Origin of the sequence: Blastococcus sp. TML/C7B (assembly GCF_016612845.1) — a bacterium.
Taxonomy (GTDB): Bacteria; Actinomycetota; Actinomycetes; order Mycobacteriales; family Geodermatophilaceae; genus Blastococcus.
On sequence record NZ_JAEOAA010000001.1, the window covers coordinates 1,130,142 to 1,147,696 of the forward strand.

The following is a 17,555-nucleotide window of genomic DNA, read 5'->3' on the forward strand; positions in this document are numbered from 1 at the left end:
GCTGAGCCCCGGCCGCTGACCTGCTGACCCCGTTCCGGCGCAGTAGCGTCCGGACCATGGCGAGCACCCCCGGCTCCCTGACCGAGCTGGCCGCCCTGGAGGCGGCCCGCGAGCAGAAGCGGCGCCTGCTGGAGGAGGCCGCGCGGGCGGCGGTGGCCGAGCTCGGCCCGGACGCCGAGTTCCCCGCGGGCTGCACCGCCGACGACGTCCCGGCGCTGCTGCGCCGCTACTACTGGAGCGAGCCCTCGGCCGAGGTCCTCGGCCGGGCACCCCGCGAGCTGGCCGCGCTGGCCCTGGGGCACGTGACGGCGGCGCGGACCCGCCCGTCCGGTGGCGTGCTGGTCGACGTCGTCCGCTCGTCCGAGGGCGTCGCCGTCCTCCGGCTGGTCACCGACGACATGCCGTTCCTGGTCGACTCGGTCACCGCCGAGGTGGTCCGGCAGGGCGTGGAGATCGCGCACGTCGTCCACCCGGTGCTCGTGGTGCGCCGCGACGTCCGCGGCCGGCTGCTGGCCTTCTGCGACAGCGCCACCCCGGAGGGCTGCGGCGCCGACGCCGTCGCCGAGTCGTGGATGGCGGTGGTGCTCGACGGGCCGCTGGACGACGAGGCGGAGGGCGACCTCGTGGCCGGCCTGCGCACGGTGCTCGACGACGTGCGCGCGGTGTTCGAGGACGGCCCGCGGCTGCGCGCCCGGCTGCTGGAGCTCGCGAGCGCCCTCGACGGTCTCCCGGCCGTCCCGGCGGCGGCCGACCCCGCGGACGCTCCCGATCCCGCCGACGACCCGGCCGAGGCGGCTGCGCTGTTGCGCTGGGCGGCCGAGGGCAACGTCGTCCTGCTCGGCGCCCGGGACGTCGACCTGGGCCCGGCGGGGGAGGAGCGCCGCCCGGCCCGGCCCGTGGCCGGCAGCGGGCTGGGCGTGCTGCGCAGCGACCCCGCCCCCGGCCGCACCGGCACCACCCCGGAGGCCGCCTCGGTGCCCGGCCGGCACCTGCTGACGGTGACCAAGGCCGACGCGCGCTCGACGGTGCACCGCCGCACCTGGCTGGACCTGATCGCGGTCACCCTGCCCGCCGGGGACAGCGGCGGTGACCGCGCCGGCGGCAGCCGGCAGCACCGCTTCGTCGGGCTGTTCACCTCCACCGCGTACTCCGCCGGCGTGCTCGACGTCCCGCTCCTGCGCCGCCGCGTCGCCGAGGTGATCGCCCGCGCCGGGGTGCCCGCGGACAGCCACACCGGCAAGGAGCTGCTGGAGGTCCTGGAGACCTACCCGCGCGACGAGCTGCTCCAGCTGGGCGCCGACGAGCTGCTGCCGGTCGCCGACGCCGTCCTCCACCTCCAGGAACGCCGGCAGACCCGGCTGTTCCTGCGGCAGGACGCCGCCGGCCGCTTCTGGTCGGCGGTCGTCTACCTGCCCCGCGACCGGTACACGACCGAGGTCCGGCTGGCGATGCAGCAGCTGCTGCTGGAGCGGCTGGGGGGCACCAGCGTCGAGTTCACCGCGCGGTCCACCGAGTCGGTGCTGGCCCGGCTGCACTTCGTCGTCCGGCTGCCGGTCGGCCGGACCGGCCTCCCGGCGCCGGCCGGCGTGGACGCCGACGCCCTGCAGGCGGCGCTGGCCGCGGCGGCCCGCAGCTGGACCGACGACCTCGCCGACGCCCTCACCGCCCGCCACGGCGCCGAGGGGGAGCGGCTGTTCGCGCGGGTGGCGGACGCCTTCCCCGCCGCCTACCAGGAGGACTTCCCGGCCGACCGCGCCGTCGCCGACCTCGAGGTGCTCGACGGGCTGGCCGCGGGGGAGCTGTCGCTGCGACTCTGGGTGCCGGCCGGCGCCGCCCCGGGGGAGCGCCGGCTGACGATCTACCGCGCGGGGGAGCGGCTGCTGCTCTCCGACGTGCTGCCGCTGCTCCAGCACATGGGCGTCTCCGTCGTCGACGAGCGGCCCTACGAGATCGACCGGATCGGCAGCCGGCTGTCCTGGATCTACGACTTCGGGGTCGCCGTCCCGGCGGGGAGCGCGACGGGGGAGCTGCCGCTGCTGCGCTCGCTTCCCGAGCGGTTCACCGACGCCCTGGACGCCGTCTGGCGCGGCGACGCCGAGGACGACGGCCTCGGGGCGCTGGTGCTGCTGGCCGGGCTGAACTGGCGGCAGGTCGGCGTCCTGCGTGCCTACGTGCAGTGGCTGCGCCAGGCGGGGCTGCCGTTCAGCCAGGCCTACGTCGAGTCGACGCTGGCCGCCCACCCCGACGTCGTGGCGCGGCTGGTGGCGCTGTTCGAGGCCCGGTTCTCGCCGCGGGTGGCCGGGGGCCGCGAGGAGCGGCAGGCGGTGCTCGCCGACTCGCTGCGGCAGTCGATCGGCGAGGTCGCCTCGCTCGACGCCGACCGCGTGCTCTCCCGCCCTGCTCGCCGCGATCACCGCCACCCAGCGGACGACGTACTACGCGATGTCCGCCCCGCCGCATCCCGTGCTGGCGCTCAAGCTGGACCCGGCGTCGGTGCCCGACCTGCCCGAACCGCGCCCGGCCCGCGAGGTGTGGGTCAGCTCGCCGCGGGTGATGGGCGTCCACCTGCGGTTCGGCGCGGTCGCCCGCGGCGGGCTGCGCTGGTCCGACCGCCGGGAGGACCTGCGCACCGAGATCCTCGGCCTGGTCAAGGCGCAGATGGTGAAGAACACCGTCATCGTGCCGACGGGCGCCAAGGGCGGGTTCGTGGTGAAGCGCCCGCCCGCCGATCCCTCCCGCGAGGCGCAGCTCGCCGAGGGCCAGGCCTGCTACCGCATCTTCATCGGCGCGCTGCTCGCGCTCACCGACAACCTCTCCGAGGGCAGCGTCGTCCCCGCCGAGCGGGTGGTCCGGCACGACGGCGACGACACCTACCTCGTCGTCGCCGCCGACAAGGGGACGGCGACCTTCTCCGACCTGGCCAACTCGATCGCCCTCGAGCGCGGTTACTGGCTGGGCGACGCCTTCGCGTCCGGGGGCTCGGTCGGCTACGACCACAAGGCCATGGGCATCACCGCCCGCGGCGCCTGGGAGTCGGTCACGCGGCACTTCCGAGAGCTGGACCTGGACGTGCAGCGCGAGGAGTTCACCGTCGTCGGCATCGGCGACATGTCCGGCGACGTCTTCGGCAACGGGATGCTGCTCTCCGAGCACATCCGGCTGGTCGCCGCGTTCGACCACCGGCACGTGTTCGTCGACCCCACGCCGGACGCCGCGCCGTCCTACGCCGAGCGGCGGCGGCTGTTCGCGCTGCCCCGCTCGTCGTGGGCGGACTACGACGCCGGGCTGATCAGCGCCGGTGGCGGGGTGTGGCCGCGGACGGCGAAGTCGGTGCCGGTGTCGCCGGAGATGCGCGGCGCCCTCGGCCTGGCCGACGACGTGACGGCGCTCAGCCCCGAGGAGCTGATCCGCGCGGTGCTGCTGGCGCCCGTCGACCTGCTGTTCAACGGCGGCATCGGCACCTACGTGAAGGCCGCCGGCGAGAGCGCCGCCGACGTGGGCGACAAGGCCAACGACGCCGTGCGGGTCGACGGCCGGCAGCTGCGCGCACGGGTGGTGGGGGAGGGCGGCAACCTCGGGCTCACCCAGCGCGGCCGGATCGAGTACGCCCTGGCCGGTGGGCGGGTGAACACCGACGCGATCGACAACTCCGCCGGCGTCGACACCTCCGACCACGAGGTCAACATCAAGATCGCGCTGAACGCCGCGGTGGACGCGGGCGCGCTGGACGCCGAGGGCAGGGCGGCGCTGCTGCTGGAGATGACCGACGAGGTGGCCGCCGCCGTCCTCACCCACAACCACGCGCAGAACGCGGTGCTGGCGGGGGAGACGGCGACCGCGCGGCAGATGCTCGACGCGCACGAGCGGTTCCTGCGGGCCCTGGAGCGCTCCGCGCCGGCTGCAGCGTGCGGTCGAGGCGCTGCCCGACGACCGGCAGCTCGCCGAGCGCCGCCGCGACGGGCACGGCCTGACCGGCCCCGAGCTGTCGGTGCTGCTCGCCTACGCCAAGCTCGACACCGGTGCGGCCGTGCTCGACTCGACCCTGCCGGACGACCCCGCGTTCGGGCACCTGCTGGCCGGCTACTTCCCCCGGCCGCTGCGCGAGCGCTTCCCCGACGCGATCGCCGGGCACCCGCTGCGCCGCGAGATCGTCGCCACCGCGCTGACCAACCGCGCCGTCGACGTCGCCGGCGTCACCGGGCTCTACCGGCTCGCGGAGGAGACCGGCGTGCCGGCGGCCACCGCCGTCCGGGCGCACGCGATCGCCCGCGCCGTGTTCGACGTCGACCGGCTGTGGGACGCCGCCCGCCCGCTGGACAACGCGGTGCCCGCCGCCGTCCAGGTGGAGCTGCGGGCCGAGGTCGGCCGGCTGGCCGAACGGGGTGCCCGCTGGCTGCTGCGGCAGCGCGACGTGACCGCCGAGCCGCCGCTGCCCCTGGGAGCCGTGACGGACCGGTTCGCAGCCCCGGTGGCCGCGGTGCGCGCGGGCCTGCCCGGCTGGCTGCTGGGCGCGGAGGCCGAGGCGCACGCCGCCCGGACCGCGCAGCTGCAGGAGGCCGGGGTGCCCGCGGAGCTGGCCGCCGAGATCGCCGCCGCGCCGCTGCTGCCCGCAGCCCTCGACCTCGCCGTCGTCGCCGAGCGCACCGGGGCGCCGGTCGACCTCGCGGGCCGGGTCATGGCCTGCCTGGCCGAGCGCCTGGGCCTGGTGCCGCTGCGCGAGCTGATCACCGCGCTGCCGCGCGACCGGCGCTGGCCCTCGATGGCGCGGGCCACCCTGCGCGACGACCTGGCGCTGGAGCAGGCCTCGCTCACCGAGGACGTGCTCACCCTGCGCGCCGGGGACGACGACGACCCGCGGGCGCTGGTCGCGGGGTGGGTGGAGGGCTGGGACGCCGCGCAGGAGCGCGCGGCCGCCCAGCTGGCCGACATCGCCGGCGGCGAGCGGCAGGAGCTGGCCGAGCTGCTCGTCGCGGTGCGCACCCTGCGCGGCCTGCGTCGCCGCCGCGAGGCCCGCCGGCTGCCCCGCCCGTGACGCTATCGGGGCGTCTCGGGTCGTCTAGCGGTGCAGCTAGAGATCGGTAGAAGGGGTCAGAGGGGATCCCGGGCCCCGGGCAGGGGACCATGGACGGCGATGAACACCGACGCACCGACGACCGACCCGCAGGACGACGGCTCCCAGGACGGCCCCACCTTCGCCGACCTCGGCCTGCGCCCCGAGCTGCTCCAGGCGCTCACCGCCCTCGGCTACGAGGAGCCCACGCCGATCCAGCTGGAGGCGATCCCGCTGGTCGCGGAGGGGCGCGATCTGCTGGGCCAGGCCGCCACCGGCACCGGCAAGACGGCCGCTTTCTCGCTGCCGGTGCTCCAGCGCCTCGAGGCGCACCGCGGCGGCCGCGCCCCGGTGGCGCTCGTGCTGGTGCCCACCCGTGAGCTCGCCGTCCAGGTGTCGGAGGCCTTCCACCGCTACGGCAAGGACCTCGGCGCCCGCGTGCTGCCGGTCTACGGCGGTGCGCCGATCGTCCGCCAGCTGCGCTCGCTCGAGGCGGGCGTCGACGTCGTCGTCGCCACGCCCGGACGTGCGCTGGACCTGCTCAACCGCGGCAGCCTGCGGCTGGACGAGATCGCCACCGTCGTGCTCGACGAGGCCGACGAGATGCTCGACATGGGCTTCGCCGAGGACCTCGACGCGATCCTCGACGCCACCCCGGAGCAGCGGCAGACCGTGCTCTTCTCCGCCACGATGCCGCGCCGGCTGGACGCGCTGGCCCGCCGCCACCTCCGCGACCCCGCCCGCATCACCATCGCCAAGGAGCGGGCGGCGGCCGGCGAGGCGCCGCGCGTGCGGCAGACCGCCTACGTCGTCCCCCGCGGGGCGAAGCCTGCCGCGCTCGGCCGGATCCTCGACATCGAGGCGCCGACGGCGGCGATCGTCTTCTGCCGCACCCGCGAGGAGGTCGACACCCTCACCGAGACGCTCAACGGCCGCGGCTACCGCGCCGAGCCGCTGCACGGCGGCATGAGCCAGGAGCAGCGGGACAAGGTGATGGGCCGGCTGCGCAGCGGGACGGCGGACCTGCTGGTCGCCACCGACGTCGCCGCCCGCGGCCTGGACATCGAGCAGCTCACCCACGTCGTCAACTACGACGTCCCCTCGGCGCCGGAGTCCTACGTGCACCGGATCGGCCGCGTGGGCCGGGCCGGGCGCGAGGGCGTGGCCATCACGCTGGCCGAGCCGCGCGAGCACCGGATGCTCAAGACGATCGAGAAGGTCGCCGGCGCGACCATCTCGGTGCAGACCGTCCCGACCGTCGCCGACCTGCGCGCCCGCCGGCTGGACCTCACCCGCGCCGCGCTGCGGGAGAGCCTGCTCGGCGACGAGCTGGACCGCTTCCGCGTCGTCGTCGAGACGCTGGCGGACGAGTTCGACCTCATGGAGGTGGCGCTGGCCGCGGTCAAGCTGGCGCACGAGGCCGTCGGTGGCGCCGACGACGACGAGGAGATCCCGCAGGTCGGCTTCCGGCCCGAGCGCGACAACGCCCGCGGCGCCGGTGGCAGCGGCGCCCGCGGCGAGCGGCCGGCCCGCCGCGGACCGGCCGGCCCGACGGCGAAGCTCTTCGTGGGCCTGGGCCGCGAGGCCGGCATCCGGCCCGGCGACCTGGTCGGCGCCATCACCGGCGAGTCGGGGCTGCGCGGCAAGGACATCGGCTCGATCGAGATCCACCAGCGGTTCGCCCTGGTGGAGATCCCCGAGCCCGCGGCCGACGAGGTCGTGCAGGCCCTGCGGGCCACGATGATCAAGGGCCGCAAGGCGACCGTCCGGCGCGACCGGGCCTAGGCCTCGGCGGGATCCGGGGGAACGGTCGGCGGCACGCGGTTGGGACCCGCCACGGCCGGACGGGGCCGGTCCTGCGGGTGCAGCCGCACGGCCACCAGTGCGACGTCGTCCTCGGGCCTGCCCTGCACCAGGCGCTCGATGAGCTCGTCGAGCAGCTCGCCGAGAGGACGGTCGGCCAGCTGGGCGAGCTCGTCCCGCAGCCGGAGCAGGCCCTGGTCGAGGTCGGCGTCGCGGCGCTCGACCAGCCCGTCGGTGTAGAGCAGCACGGTGGAGCCGCGGTCGAGGGCGACCACCGACTCGTGCCGATCGGTGGTGGCGTCGACGCCGAGCATGAGGTCGCCCACCCAGGGGGCCAGCTCCGCGACGCTGCCGTCGGGGTTCGCGACCAGCGGCGGCAGGTGCCCGGCGTTGGCCCACCGCATGCGGGTGATGCCGCGCTCGACCTCCTCGGGCGTCTGCTCGAAGCGGGCGACGGCGGCGGTGGCCAACGTGTCCACCTGGAGGGTCGCCATCGCGGCGTCCAGCCCGCGCAGCACCTCGACGGGGGCGGCGTCGCTGTAGGTCGCGATGCCCCGCAGCAGCGAGCGCAGCTGGCCCATGGCCGCGGCCGCCTCGGTGTCGTGCCCGACGACGTCGCCGATGACCAGCATCGTCGTCCCGCAGGGCTGCAGGAACGCGTCGTACCAGTCGCCCCCGACGCGAGCGGCCTCGGCCGCCGGCAGGTAGCGCACGGCGATCTCGGCGTGGTCGGGCTCGGGGGGCTCGGTGAGCATGCTGCGTTGCAGGCCCTCGGCCAGCTGCTGCTGCGCGCTGAACAGCCGGGCGTTGTCCAGGGCCAGGCCGGCGCGGTCGGCGACCTCCTGGGCCACGGTGACGTCGTCGGCGCTGGGGGAGTTCCCCTCGGCGTAGAAGAGCGTGAGCAGACCGACCGTGCGGCCCCGGGCCCGCAGCGGCAGCGCCACCTCGCTGCTGGGCGCCAGCAGGGTCAGCAGCTCGCGCGCGGGCCCATCGGCCAGCACCGTGAGGACGTCGCGGCCGCGGAAGGTCGCCGCCTCACCGGTGTGGAGAGCGCGGGCCACGGGAGCGGTCATCGGCATCGCAGCCAGCCGCACCTCGCGGTACCGCTCCAGCAGGGGCCGCGCCCGGGGGTCGACGTGCCAGCTGCCGACGTCGCGGGGGGCGCCGTCCTCGCCGATCACGGTCAGCAGGCAGAAGTCCGCCAGCGCCGGGACCACGAGCCGGGGGATCCGGGCGGCGGCGACCACGGTGTCCAGCGTGGACGCCAGCTCGGCGCTGACCTGGGCGAGGATGGCGAGCTGCCGGGCCGACCGCTCGGCGCGCTCCTGCGCCTGCCGGCGCTCGGTGACCTCCAGGAAGTAGACGGAGAGGCCGTCGGGCGTCGGCCAGGCCCGCACCTCGAACCAGCCGTCCAGCGGCGCCGGGTAGTAGGCGTCGAAGGCGACGGGCTCACCGCTGCTGACGGCCTTCCGGTAGCTCTCCTCGAAGACGCCGCCGACCGTCGCCGGGAAGGCCTCCCAGATGATCTGACCCAGCAGTTCGTCGCGGCTCTGCCCCAGGAGCCGCTCGGCCTGGGCGTTCACGTGGGTGAACCGCCACTCGGGGTCCAGCGAGTAGAAGCCGGCCGGCATGGCCTCGAGCAGCCGGGTCACGCGGGTGGCGACCTCGCGCTCGCCGGTGGTGTCGTAGGCGGCGCCGATGAGGTGGTCGGTGCGGCCGTCCGGACCGGGGAGGTGGCGGCCGCGGGCGTGGATCCAGCGCGTCTCGCCGTCGGGCAGCACGATCCGGTACTCGACGTCGTACTCGCCGACGGTGTCGACGGCGGCCTGCAGCGCGTCGGCGTGCCACTGCTCGTCGTCGGGGTGGACGCGGGCGGTGAAGGCTTCCAGCGACTCCGTGAAGGTCGACGGGTCGTAGCCGAACATCCGCTGCAGCTGCTCGTCCCACAGCAGCTTGCCGGTGGCCGGCGCGAAGTCGAAGGTGCCGACCTCGCCGGCCTCCTTGGCCAGCTCCCAGCGCAGCCGCTCGTTCTCGTAGCGGCGCTGCAGGGCCGCGAGCTCCGCGCGCACCTCCGCCAGGGACGACCCGGCTGCCGGACGAGCGCCGGCGGCGGTCGTCCGGTCGGGGGATGCGTCCACGAGGAGCCCTTTCGCCCGGGGCGACCCGGTCCGGTGGGGAGGGAACCCGGTGCTGGAGCCCCCGCCGTACCGCGAACGGTATGCCACGGGGTGGGGCGCGGTGAAACAGCCACCGGGGAGGCGTGTCCGGTGGCCGGGATCAGTCGGCCGGATCCGGGGGTGGCATCAGGTGGTCGGGACGACCAGCGAGAGCGCCGTCCCGCCGTCGTGTTCCACGTGCAACCCTGCGCGCCGGAGCAGCCGGCGCAGGCCGGTCACGTCGGAGAGCTCGGCCGTCGTCGTCGCGAGCAGGCGGGCCAGCCTTCCCTTGTGGGCCTTGTTGAAGTGCGAGACCACGGCCCGGGTGCCGTCGGGGCGCTCGCTCAGCACCTGGACGGCGACCGCGCCCTCGACCGGTGCCAGCGCGGCGTAGGCGCCGCTGCGCAGGTCGACGACGAGACCGGTCTCGGCGGCGAGCGCGGGGCCGAGGACCGGCCGCCACAGCGCGCGCAGGGTGGGCAGGCCGGGGAGCGCGGAGCCCGCCGAGAGCCGGTACGCCGGGATGCGGTCACCGCCCCGGACCACCCCGAACAGCGCCGAGCCGACCGCCAGCCGCGCGTTGGCGCGGGCCCGCTGCGCGCGGGTGAGCGAGCCGACGTCGAGGGCGTCGTAGAGGACGCCGGTGTACCGCGTCAGGGCCGGCAGCGTGGGGCTGGTCCACAGCGCGGCGTTGCGGGCGATCTCGTCGTCCTGCTTCGCCGAGACGCCGAGCGCGGCGCGGGACGCCGGGACGTCGTCGGCCAGCTTCACCAGCGCCTCGGCGAGCTCGGTGCGGACGCCGGTGAGCTCCGGCGCGGTCAGCGCGGCGAGGTCGAGCGGTGCGCCGTCCCCACCGGGGTGCTTGGTCTCCGACGGCGGGAGGAGGACGAGCACCGATTAGTCCCGCAGGTCGACGAGCACGGGAGCGTGGTCGCTGGCGCCCTTGCCCTTGCGCTCCTCGCGGTCGATGAGCGCGCCGGTCACCCGGCCGGCCAGCGCGGGGGAGCCCAGCACGAAGTCGATCCGCATGCCCTCGCGTCGCGGGAAGCGCAGCTGCGTGTAGTCCCAGTAGGTGTAGACGCCGGGACCCGGCGCCAGCGGGCGGACGACGTCGGCGTACCCGGCGTCGACGACGGCCTGGAAGGCGGCGCGCTCGGGCGGGGAGACGTGCGTGGAGTGGGCGAAGACCGACATGTCCCAGACGTCGTCGTCCTGCGGGGCGATGTTCCAGTCGCCGACGAGCGCGATCGGCGCCTCGGGGTCGTCCTTCACCCAGCCGCCCGCGGCGACCCGGAGCGCCTCGAGCCACTCGAGCTTGTACTGCAGGTGCGGATCGGCCAGCGTGCGGCCGTTCGGCACGTAGAGGCTCCAGATCCGGACGCCGCCGCACGTGGCGGCCAGCGCCCGTGCCTCGGGCGCGGGGTCCACGCCCTCCTTGGACGACCACGACGGCATGCCGGGGAAGCCGACCTCGACGTCCTCGAGCCCGATCCGGGACAGCACCGCGACGCCGTTCCACTGCGAGTGGCCGACGTGCGCGACCTCGTAGCCGAGCGCGCTGAACACCATCTCGGGGAACTGGTCGTCCCGGCACTTGGTCTCCTGCAGCGCCAGCACGTCGACGTCGTGCCGCTGCAGGAACGCGGCCACCCGGTCCGCTCGCGTCCGGATGGAGTTCACGTTCCAGGTCGCCATCCGCATGGGGCCATGGTGTCTGGTCGTGCCGAGTGGGGGCCCGGAGGGTCCCCGCGCAGGCGCGACGGAGGCGCTCAGCTCAGCGGGGGGACGGCTCGTGGCCGCGGTGTCGGCCGGAGGCCGACGATGTCATAGCCCCCGCTCCTCACACCTGGACGGGCACCTCGCCCTTGGCGGCCATGCGGGCGCGCATCCGCTCGCGGCTCTCCACGAACTTGTCCGCCTGGGCGTCCAGACCGGCCATGAACTCGGCGAGCTGCTCGCGGGCCTGCTCGCCCTCGGGGCCGAGGTCGCTGCGCTCGAAGACCTTCCAGGTGCGCAGGATCGGCGCGACGACCTCGTCGTGGTGCAGGCGCAGGTCGTAGATGCCGGCCTTGGCGATGATCGTGGAGTTCTTCCGGAAGTTCGCCATGTTCGCGCCGGGCATCTCGAAGTTCATCACCTCGGTGGCGACGGCCTTCATCGTCTCGTCGGGGTCGATGTCGAACGCCGCGGTGACCAGGTTCCGGTAGAAGATCATGTGCAGGTTCTCGTCGGTGGCGATGCGGGCCAGCAGCTTGTCCGCGATCGGGTCGCCGGTGGCCTTGCCGGTGTTGCGGTGCGAGACGCGGGTCGCCAGCTCCTGGAACGAGACGTAGGCGACCGCCTCCAGCGGGCTCTTGTCGCCGGAGTCGTAGCCGGTGGTCATGTAGTCCATCCGGGCCCGCTCGAGCTCGACCGGGTCGACGCCGCGGGTGACGACGAGGTAGTCGCGCAGGGCGACGCCGTGCCGCCCCTCCTCGGCCGTCCAGCGGCCGACCCACTGGCCCCAGGCGCCGTCCCGGCCGAAGCGGGTGGCGATCTCCCGGTGGTAGCTGGGCAGGTTGTCCTCGGTCAGCAGGTTGACGAACATCGCGGCCTTGGCGGTCTGGTCCAGCCGGGACTGCTCGGGCGACCATTCCTCGCCGCCGAGGAAGGCGAAGTTGCGGCCCTCGTCCCACGGCACGTAGTCGTGCGGGTGCCACTCCTTGGCCATCCGGATGTGCCGGTCCAGGTTCTCGGCGACCACCGGCTCGAGCTCGGTCAGCACCGCTGCCTGCGGGGATGTCTGGGGCATGAGGACCTCCGGGTCGATTCGACCTACGCCGTCGTAACCTACGCGGCCGTAACCATCGGGTCACGTACCCGGGGGGTGCCCACCCCGCGGCCCGGGCACGCGCCCGGGCCTGCTCCCGGCGTGTCGCCCGGTCGGGGGTACCCGGCAGGTGATCGCCCCGATCCCGGGCCGGGGGCCCGCATCGGTGGGACCATGGCGGGGTGCACCGGGCCGGCAGCTTCCGCGCCGCCCTCGGCTGGACCGCGCTCAACGCCCTCCTGCCCGGCACCGCCTTCCTCGCCGCCGGCCGGCGCGTGCTCGGCGGCGTCGTCCTCGGCGTGTTCCTGCTGCTCGCCGCGGGCGGGGTGTGGGTCGCGACCGGGGGGCAGCGCTCCGCGCTGCGGGCCGCCGTCGACACGTCGTCCCTGCTGTGGATCGTGGGCGGCGTCGCGCTCGGCGCGCTGCTCTGGAGCGCCGTGGTCGTCACGGGCTACCTGGCCGTGCTGCCGCGCGGCACCTCGCGGGGGCGCCGGGTCGTCGGCGGCGGGCTGGTGCTGCTGCTGGCCGCCGCGGTGCTGGCGCCGGCGGCGCTGGCCGGGCAGGTCGCCCTGACCCAGCGCGACCTGATCAGCGACGTCTTCACCGACGACGGCCGCTCCGCGACGGTCGACCAGGACGACTCCGACCCGTTCGGCGACAAGGAGCGGATCAACGTCCTGCTGCTCGGTGGGGACGGCGGCGAGGGCCGCGACGGCGTCCGCACCGACACCGTCATCGTCGCGAGCATCGACACCGACGACGGCGAGACGACGCTGTTCAGCCTGCCGCGCAACCTGGAGGACCTGCCGTTCCCGGAGAGCAGCCCGCTGGCAGACCTCTACCCCGACGGCTTCGACGCCGGCAGCGAGAGCGAGAGCCTGCTCAACGCCGTCTACCGCAACGGCCCGGCCATGCACCCCGACGTCCTGGGCCCGACGGACAACCCGGGTGCGGACTGGCTGAAGCTCGGCGTCGGCGAGGCGCTCGGCCTGGACATCGACTACTACGTGCTGATCAACCTCGACGGCTTCAGCCGGCTGGTCGACGCGCTCGGCGGGATCACCGTCGACGTCCAACTACTGGGTGCCGATCGGCGGCGAGCCCACGCTGGGCACGCTGCCCGACGACTACATCGCGCCCGGCCCGAACCGGTTCATGGACGGCGCCACCGCGCTGGCGTTCGCGCGCGGCCGGTTCGGCCTCACCGACTACGACCGGATGGACCGGCAGCGCTGCACGATCGACGCGATCATCGACGCCGCCGACCCGATCACCCTGCTGCGCAAGTACCAGCAGCTGGCGCGCACCACGAAGGACGTCGTCTTCACCGACATCCCGCGCTCGGCGCTGGGCGACTTCGTGGACCTGGCGTTCCGGGTGAAGGACGCCGACATCCGCAGCGTGGTCTTCGACGACTCGGTGATCAGCCCGGCCTACCCCGACTACGACAGGATCCGCGGCACGGTCTTCCTGGCGCTCCAGGGCGGTGCGGCCGGGGATGACGCGCCCGACGGCCCCACCTCGGCGCCCACCCCGTCCTCGCCCGCGCCGTCCCCGCCGTCGTCGCCGTCCGCACCGCCGACGGCCGGCGACGACGACGCCGACGTCGTCCTCAGCGACGTCCGCGACGCCTGCGCCTACGACCGCGAGGCGGCCGAGCTGGCGCTGCTGGCCGGAGAGCCGCCGACCCGCAACGGCTAGCTAGCCCTGCATCGCCGCGATCTGGAGCAGGTTGCCGCAGGTGTCGTCGAGGACGGCGGTGGTGACCGGCCCCATCTCGGTGGGCGGCTGGGTGAAGCGGACGCCGAGCGCGGTCAGCCGGTCGAACTCGGCCTGCACGTCGGGGACGGTGAACGAGTTGTAGGGGATGCCGTCGGCGACCAGCCCCTGCTTGAAGGCCTGCGCCGCGGGGTGCTCGTCGGGCTCGAGGACCAGCTCGACGCCGTCGGGCTGCTCGGGGGAGACGACGGTGAGCCAGCGGTGGACGCCCATCGGGACGTCGTTCTTCACCACGAAGCCGAGGACGTCGGTGTAGAACCGCAGCGCCTTCTCCTGGTCGTCGACGAACACGCTGGTCAGGGTGATGCGCACGGGTCCTCCTCGGGGTCGGGGTGCTCACGGGGTGGGCGCCACCGGTCGGTGATGGCGCGCAGCGGTGCGGTGTCCAGGTCGTGGAACTTGTAGCGGCCCTCGCGCCGGGTCCGCACCAGCCCGGCGTCCTCGAGCACGGCCAGGTGCTGCGAGATCGCCTGGCGGGTGGAGGAGAGGCCGTGCCGCGTGACGAGCCGGTTGACCAGCTCGAACAGCGTCTGGCCGGAGCGCTCCTGGAGCTCGTCGAGGATGGCGCGCCGGGTGGGGTCGGCGAGCGCCCGGAATACATCGCCCACGGGCGCCACCATAGGCAAGCGTCTGCTTGCCTGACAAGCCCCCGACGCCGGGTCCGGAGCGGCGCGGGAGGATGGGGGGCGTGCCCGCCGCCGACGTCCGTGCCGTGACCACCGTGGACGACGCCCTGCGGGCCGAGCTCCTCGCCTGCTGGGTCGACGTCACCAACGCCGGGGGCGCGGTCGGGTTCGTCGCCCCGGTGACCCCGGCCGACGTCGCGCCGGTGCTCGACCGGCTGCTCGAGGGCGTCGGGTCGGGGCGGGACGTGCTGTGCGTCCTCACCGCCGGCGGGGGGACGGCGGGCTTCGCGGCGCTGGTCGGCTCGTCGTCGCCGCTGCGCCGGCACTGGGGCACCGTCCTGCGGGTGCAGGTGCACCCGTCGTTGCAGGGCCGCGGCCTGGGCCGGGCGCTCATGGAGGGCGTGCACCGCATCGCCGCCGACCGCGGGTGGGAGTTCGTCACCCTCGGCGCCCGCGGCGGCACCGGCGTCGAGGCGTTCTACAAGGGGCTCGGCTACGCCGAGGTGGGCCGGGTGCCCGGCGCGGTCCGCGTGGCGCCCGGTGACGACCGCGACGAGATCCTGCTCGCCCGGGCCCTCTGACCGATCTGCGCGGGCCGACCGATCTGCGCGGGCCGACCGACCTGCGCGCGCCGTCCGGGGCCTCTGGTAGACCGGGGGCATGACCGCCGGCACCCCTGACCGCGCCCGCCAGATCGCCTTGTTCGTCGTCGGCGTCGCCGTCGTCCTGCTGGTCTCGTCGGTCACCTGGTTCGGCAGCGACCGCGCCGGATGGGGGATCGCGCAGCTCGTCGTCGCCGTGCTGGTGGGGGCCGCCGGCGCGGTGATGTACCGGCGGGCCGGAGGCGGCCGGGCGCGCTAGCCGCTCGCGGGCGCCCGGGCGCTCGAGGCGACGAACGGCTCCAGCAGCGCGGAGGTCGTCGCCCACACCCGCTCCAGCCCGGCGCCGTCCTCGATCTGCCGGGACGCGGTGCGCACCATGGCGTCCACCTGCTCGGCCACCAGGTGCACGTCGGGCACGCCGAGGGCGGTCAGCGCCTCGACCAGGGGATCGAGCAGCTCCTCGTGCATGGCGCGCGCCCGCTCGCCGGTGACGTGCCCCGGCGCGATCGACGCCAGCGCCGCGATGACGGTGTGCTCGCCCTCGGCGACCTGGGCGAGGCTGGCGCGGGCGTAGGCGAGGACCGCGGCGGCGGGCGAGGCCGCGGCGTCCATCTCGGACCGCAGCCGGGCCAGCCAGCGCGGGGTGATGTCCTCGACCAGCGCGCCGAGCAGGTCGTCGGCCGACGTGAAGTACTCGTAGACGCTGGACCGCGCCAGCCCGGCCCCGGCGGCGACCCCGCTGAGCGTCGGGGGCCGCCCGGTCTCGGTGATGACCGCCCGGCCGGCGTCGAGCAGGGCGCGCAGCTGCGCGGCCCGGTGCTCGGCGACGGTGGCCGCCCGGATGCGGGGCACGTGCCTCCTCAGCTGACGGCGGATACCTCCGACAGCTTCCCATCCACCATCTCGAGCACGCGGTCGCAGGCACCCAGGACGTCGTGGTCGTGGGTGACCATGACCGTGGCGACACCGTGCTCGTGCGTCTCCTCGGCGAGCAGCGCGACGATCTCGCGGCTGCGGGCACGGTCGAGGGCCGCCGTCGGCTCGTCGACCAGCAGCACCGACGGCCGGCTCACCAGCGCCCGGGCGATGCCCACGCGCTGCCGCTCGCCGCCGGAGAGCTGGTGCGGCCGGTGCCGGGCCCGGGCGCCCATGCCGACCCGGTCCAGCAGCTGCTCGGGGGTGCGCCCCGCGACCGCCGGGCGCCCGGCCACCTTCAGCGCGAAGCGCAGCTGGTCGATGGCCGTCAGCGCCGGGATCAGGTTGCCGGACTGGAAGACGAAGCCCACCTGCTCCCGGCGGTAGCGCGCGAGGTCCCGCCGGGAGGCGGTCGTCAGGTCGGTGCCGTCGATGCGCACCTCGCCGCTGTCCGGGCTGATCAGCCCGCCGGCGACGGCGAGCAGGCTGGACTTGCCCGACCCGGAGGGGCCGACCACCGCGACGAGCTCGCCGGGCGCCGCGGAGAACGAGACGTCGTCCAGCGCGGTCACCTCCGCGTCACCGTCGCCGAGGCGCAGGGTCACGCCGGCGAGGGTCAATCCGGTGGTGGTCCGGCCGGCGGTGGTCTGGCCGACGGTCATCGCTGTCCTCCGAGGGCGGTGAGCGGGTCGATGCGGGAGATGCGGGTCGCGGCCGCGGCCGCGCCGAGGAGGCCGAGGACGACGAGGGCGAGCGCGGCACCGGTGATCGGGCCGGCCTCCAGGGCGAAGGGCATGGCGCTGCCGGAGAGCAGGGCGCCGACGCCGAGGCCGACGAGCACCCCGACACCCGTGGACACGACCAGCACGACGGCGGCCTGCGCCACGGTGTCGCGGACGAGGTAGCCCGACGTGGCGCCCATCGCCCGGATCACCGCGAGCTCGTGCCGGCGGTTGATGGTCCAGACGGTGAAGAACGCGCCGATGACCAGCGCGGAGATGACGAACAGGAACCCCTCGATCAGGCTGAGCGTCGAGGTCTCGGCCGTGTAGCCGGGGGAGCCGCCGAACGACTCCTCGAGCGTCAGGGTCCGGGTGTCGGCGGCCTCGTCGCCGGCCGCCACGTCCAGGTCGGTGCCGTCCTCGGCGGCCAGCGCCACCGCGGTCGCCTCGGTGTAGGCGCCCTCGCGGGGCTCCTCGCCGGGACGCGCGCCGGCCTGCACCTCCTGCCAGGTGCGCAGCGGGACGTACGCGACGTCGACGTGGCCGTAGGTGTGCTGCTCCCCGAGGGCGCCGACGACGGTGAGCTCGGTGCCGAGGCGGTCGAGCACGATCGTGTCGCCGATGGTCACGCCGTCGTCGACGAGCGTGCCGCTGATCACGATGCCGGTCGGGTCGTCGCCCAGGTCGGCGCCGTCGGCGGGGGTGGGGGCGAGGAAGGAGTCCGTCTCCACGCCGAAGAGAGCGAGGTCGACGGGGGTTCCCACGCCGTCCGGTGCGACCGCGCTGCCGTTGACCAGGGCGTTGCCGAACGGCGCCGCCTCGGCGACCCCGGGCTGCTCCGCCCAGACGTCGACCTGGTCGAGGGTGACGACGCTGCGAGAGAAGGCGGAGTCGGTCTTGCTGTCCGCCGCGAAGGCGAAGGCCGTGACCGGCAACCGCTGCAGGCCCGAGACGCCGTCGTTGACCAGCCCCGTGGAGAGGCCGGAGAGCAGGACGACCAGCAGGGCGATGAGCGCCACGACGGCGCCCATGAGGCTGAAACGGCCGCGGGCGAACAGCAGTTCGCGGGCGCCGAGGAACATGGGAACCCCCT

Annotated in this window: 15 protein-coding genes and 2 pseudogenes; 8 read left to right on the plus strand and 9 right to left on the minus strand. The window is 75.2% G+C overall.

Annotated features, from left to right (window positions below):
• Positions 1-56: 56 nt before the first annotated feature.
• From JKP76_RS22165 to JKP76_RS05450, 4 genes and pseudogenes are all read left to right on the plus strand, one after another.
• Positions 57-2,231, plus strand: a pseudogene (locus JKP76_RS22165) (NAD-glutamate dehydrogenase); the annotation flags it as partial.
• Positions 2,232-2,442: 211 nt separating this feature from the next.
• Positions 2,443-3,762 (plus strand): annotated as a pseudogene (locus tag JKP76_RS22170) (NAD-glutamate dehydrogenase domain-containing protein); the annotation flags it as partial.
• Positions 3,763-3,988: 226 nt separating this feature from the next.
• Positions 3,989-5,032: a hypothetical protein gene (locus tag JKP76_RS22175; RefSeq protein ID WP_375335626.1), complete on the plus strand. Its 1,044-nt coding sequence runs from the start codon at positions 3,989-3,991 to the stop codon at positions 5,030-5,032.
• 99 nt (positions 5,033-5,131) lie between these two features.
• Positions 5,132-6,835 (plus strand): DEAD/DEAH box helicase, encoded by a 1,704-nt coding sequence (locus JKP76_RS05450; RefSeq protein ID WP_200489876.1) that lies wholly within the window; start codon positions 5,132-5,134, stop codon positions 6,833-6,835.
• On the opposite strand, the gene JKP76_RS05455 is transcribed toward JKP76_RS05450, so the two are convergent.
• From JKP76_RS05455 to JKP76_RS05470, 4 genes are all read right to left on the minus strand, one after another.
• Positions 6,832-8,991: a SpoIIE family protein phosphatase gene (locus JKP76_RS05455; protein ID WP_309229984.1), complete on the minus strand. Its 2,160-nt coding sequence runs from the start codon at positions 8,989-8,991 to the stop codon at positions 6,832-6,834. The two genes, JKP76_RS05450 and JKP76_RS05455, sit on opposite strands and share 4 nt — an antisense overlap.
• A gap of 165 nt (positions 8,992-9,156) precedes the next feature.
• On the minus strand, positions 9,157-9,903 hold the full coding sequence (yaaA, locus tag JKP76_RS05460) for a peroxide stress protein YaaA (RefSeq protein WP_200489877.1): 747 nt from the start codon (positions 9,901-9,903) through the stop codon (positions 9,157-9,159).
• Positions 9,904-9,906: 3 nt separating this feature from the next.
• Entirely contained in the window at positions 9,907-10,710 is an 804-nt protein-coding gene (locus JKP76_RS05465; RefSeq protein ID WP_200489878.1) for an exodeoxyribonuclease III, read from the minus strand.
• A gap of 139 nt (positions 10,711-10,849) precedes the next feature.
• A complete protein-coding gene (locus tag JKP76_RS05470) occupies positions 10,850-11,800 on the minus strand; it encodes an acyl-ACP desaturase (protein WP_200489879.1) in 951 nt (316 codons plus the stop codon).
• 200 nt (positions 11,801-12,000) lie between these two features.
• On the opposite strand from JKP76_RS05470, the gene JKP76_RS23285 reads away from it, so the two are divergent.
• Positions 12,001-13,320, plus strand: coding sequence for an LCP family protein (locus JKP76_RS23285; protein WP_309232854.1), 1,320 nt, complete (start codon positions 12,001-12,003; stop codon positions 13,318-13,320).
• Positions 13,238-13,519 (plus strand): hypothetical protein, encoded by a 282-nt coding sequence (locus JKP76_RS20405; RefSeq protein WP_242471194.1) that lies wholly within the window; start codon positions 13,238-13,240, stop codon positions 13,517-13,519. Before JKP76_RS23285 ends, JKP76_RS20405 begins: the two co-directional genes overlap by 83 nt.
• Here the strand turns inward: JKP76_RS20405 and JKP76_RS05480 are convergent, their stop codons facing one another.
• Together JKP76_RS05480 and JKP76_RS05485 are read right to left on the minus strand one after the other, a co-directional pair.
• Positions 13,520-13,909 (minus strand): VOC family protein, encoded by a 390-nt coding sequence (locus tag JKP76_RS05480; protein ID WP_200489880.1) that lies wholly within the window; start codon positions 13,907-13,909, stop codon positions 13,520-13,522.
• Positions 13,894-14,205 carry a helix-turn-helix transcriptional regulator gene (locus JKP76_RS05485; protein WP_200489881.1) on the minus strand — a complete coding sequence of 104 codons (312 nt, stop codon included), beginning with the start codon at positions 14,203-14,205 and terminating at the stop codon, positions 13,894-13,896. Before JKP76_RS05485 ends, JKP76_RS05480 begins: the two co-directional genes overlap by 16 nt.
• 71 nt (positions 14,206-14,276) lie before the next feature.
• Between JKP76_RS05485 and JKP76_RS05490 the strand changes: the two genes are divergently transcribed.
• Positions 14,277-14,804, plus strand: a complete 528-nt coding sequence (locus JKP76_RS05490; protein WP_207147069.1) for an N-acetyltransferase — start codon at positions 14,277-14,279, stop codon at positions 14,802-14,804.
• A 79-nt stretch (positions 14,805-14,883) separates the two neighbouring features.
• Positions 14,884-15,084 (plus strand): hypothetical protein, encoded by a 201-nt coding sequence (locus JKP76_RS05495; protein ID WP_200489883.1) that lies wholly within the window; start codon positions 14,884-14,886, stop codon positions 15,082-15,084.
• On the opposite strand, the gene JKP76_RS05500 is transcribed toward JKP76_RS05495, so the two are convergent.
• The 3 genes from JKP76_RS05500 to JKP76_RS05510 are packed head-to-tail and all read right to left on the minus strand — an operon-like array spanning position 15,081 to position 17,544.
• The gene (locus JKP76_RS05500) at positions 15,081-15,677 is read right to left on the minus strand and encodes a TetR/AcrR family transcriptional regulator (RefSeq protein ID WP_200489884.1); all 597 of its coding nucleotides are present in this window, start codon (positions 15,675-15,677) and stop codon (positions 15,081-15,083) included. The genes JKP76_RS05495 and JKP76_RS05500 overlap by 4 nt on opposite strands.
• Positions 15,678-15,685: 8 nt before the next feature.
• Positions 15,686-16,402 carry an ABC transporter ATP-binding protein gene (locus tag JKP76_RS05505; RefSeq protein WP_200489885.1) on the minus strand — a complete coding sequence of 239 codons (717 nt, stop codon included), beginning with the start codon at positions 16,400-16,402 and terminating at the stop codon, positions 15,686-15,688.
• On the minus strand, positions 16,399-17,544 hold the full coding sequence (locus JKP76_RS05510; protein ID WP_200489886.1) for an FtsX-like permease family protein: 1,146 nt from the start codon (positions 17,542-17,544) through the stop codon (positions 16,399-16,401). The genes JKP76_RS05505 and JKP76_RS05510 overlap by 4 nt, the downstream gene beginning before the upstream one ends.
• Positions 17,545-17,555: the final 11 nt, after the last annotated feature.

What these genes read in the sequence shown, in the direction of transcription:
- JKP76_RS05450 (WP_200489876.1), top strand. Translation starts at nt 5,132, where the DNA reads ATGAACACCGACGCACCGACGACCGACCCGCAGGACGACGGCTCCCAG.
- JKP76_RS05495 (WP_200489883.1), top strand. Translation starts at nt 14,884, where the DNA reads ATGACCGCCGGCACCCCTGACCGCGCCCGCCAGATCGCCTTGTTCGTC.
- JKP76_RS05465 (WP_200489878.1), bottom strand. Translation starts at nt 10,710, where the DNA reads ATGCGGATGGCGACCTGGAACGTGAACTCCATCCGGACGCGAGCGGAC.
- JKP76_RS05470 (WP_200489879.1), bottom strand. Translation starts at nt 11,800, where the DNA reads ATGCCCCAGACATCCCCGCAGGCAGCGGTGCTGACCGAGCTCGAGCCG.
- JKP76_RS05490 (WP_207147069.1), top strand. Translation starts at nt 14,277, where the DNA reads ATGGGGGGCGTGCCCGCCGCCGACGTCCGTGCCGTGACCACCGTGGAC.
- JKP76_RS05505 (WP_200489885.1), bottom strand. Translation starts at nt 16,402, where the DNA reads ATGACCGTCGGCCAGACCACCGCCGGCCGGACCACCACCGGATTGACC.
- JKP76_RS05510 (WP_200489886.1), bottom strand. Translation starts at nt 17,544, where the DNA reads ATGTTCCTCGGCGCCCGCGAACTGCTGTTCGCCCGCGGCCGTTTCAGC.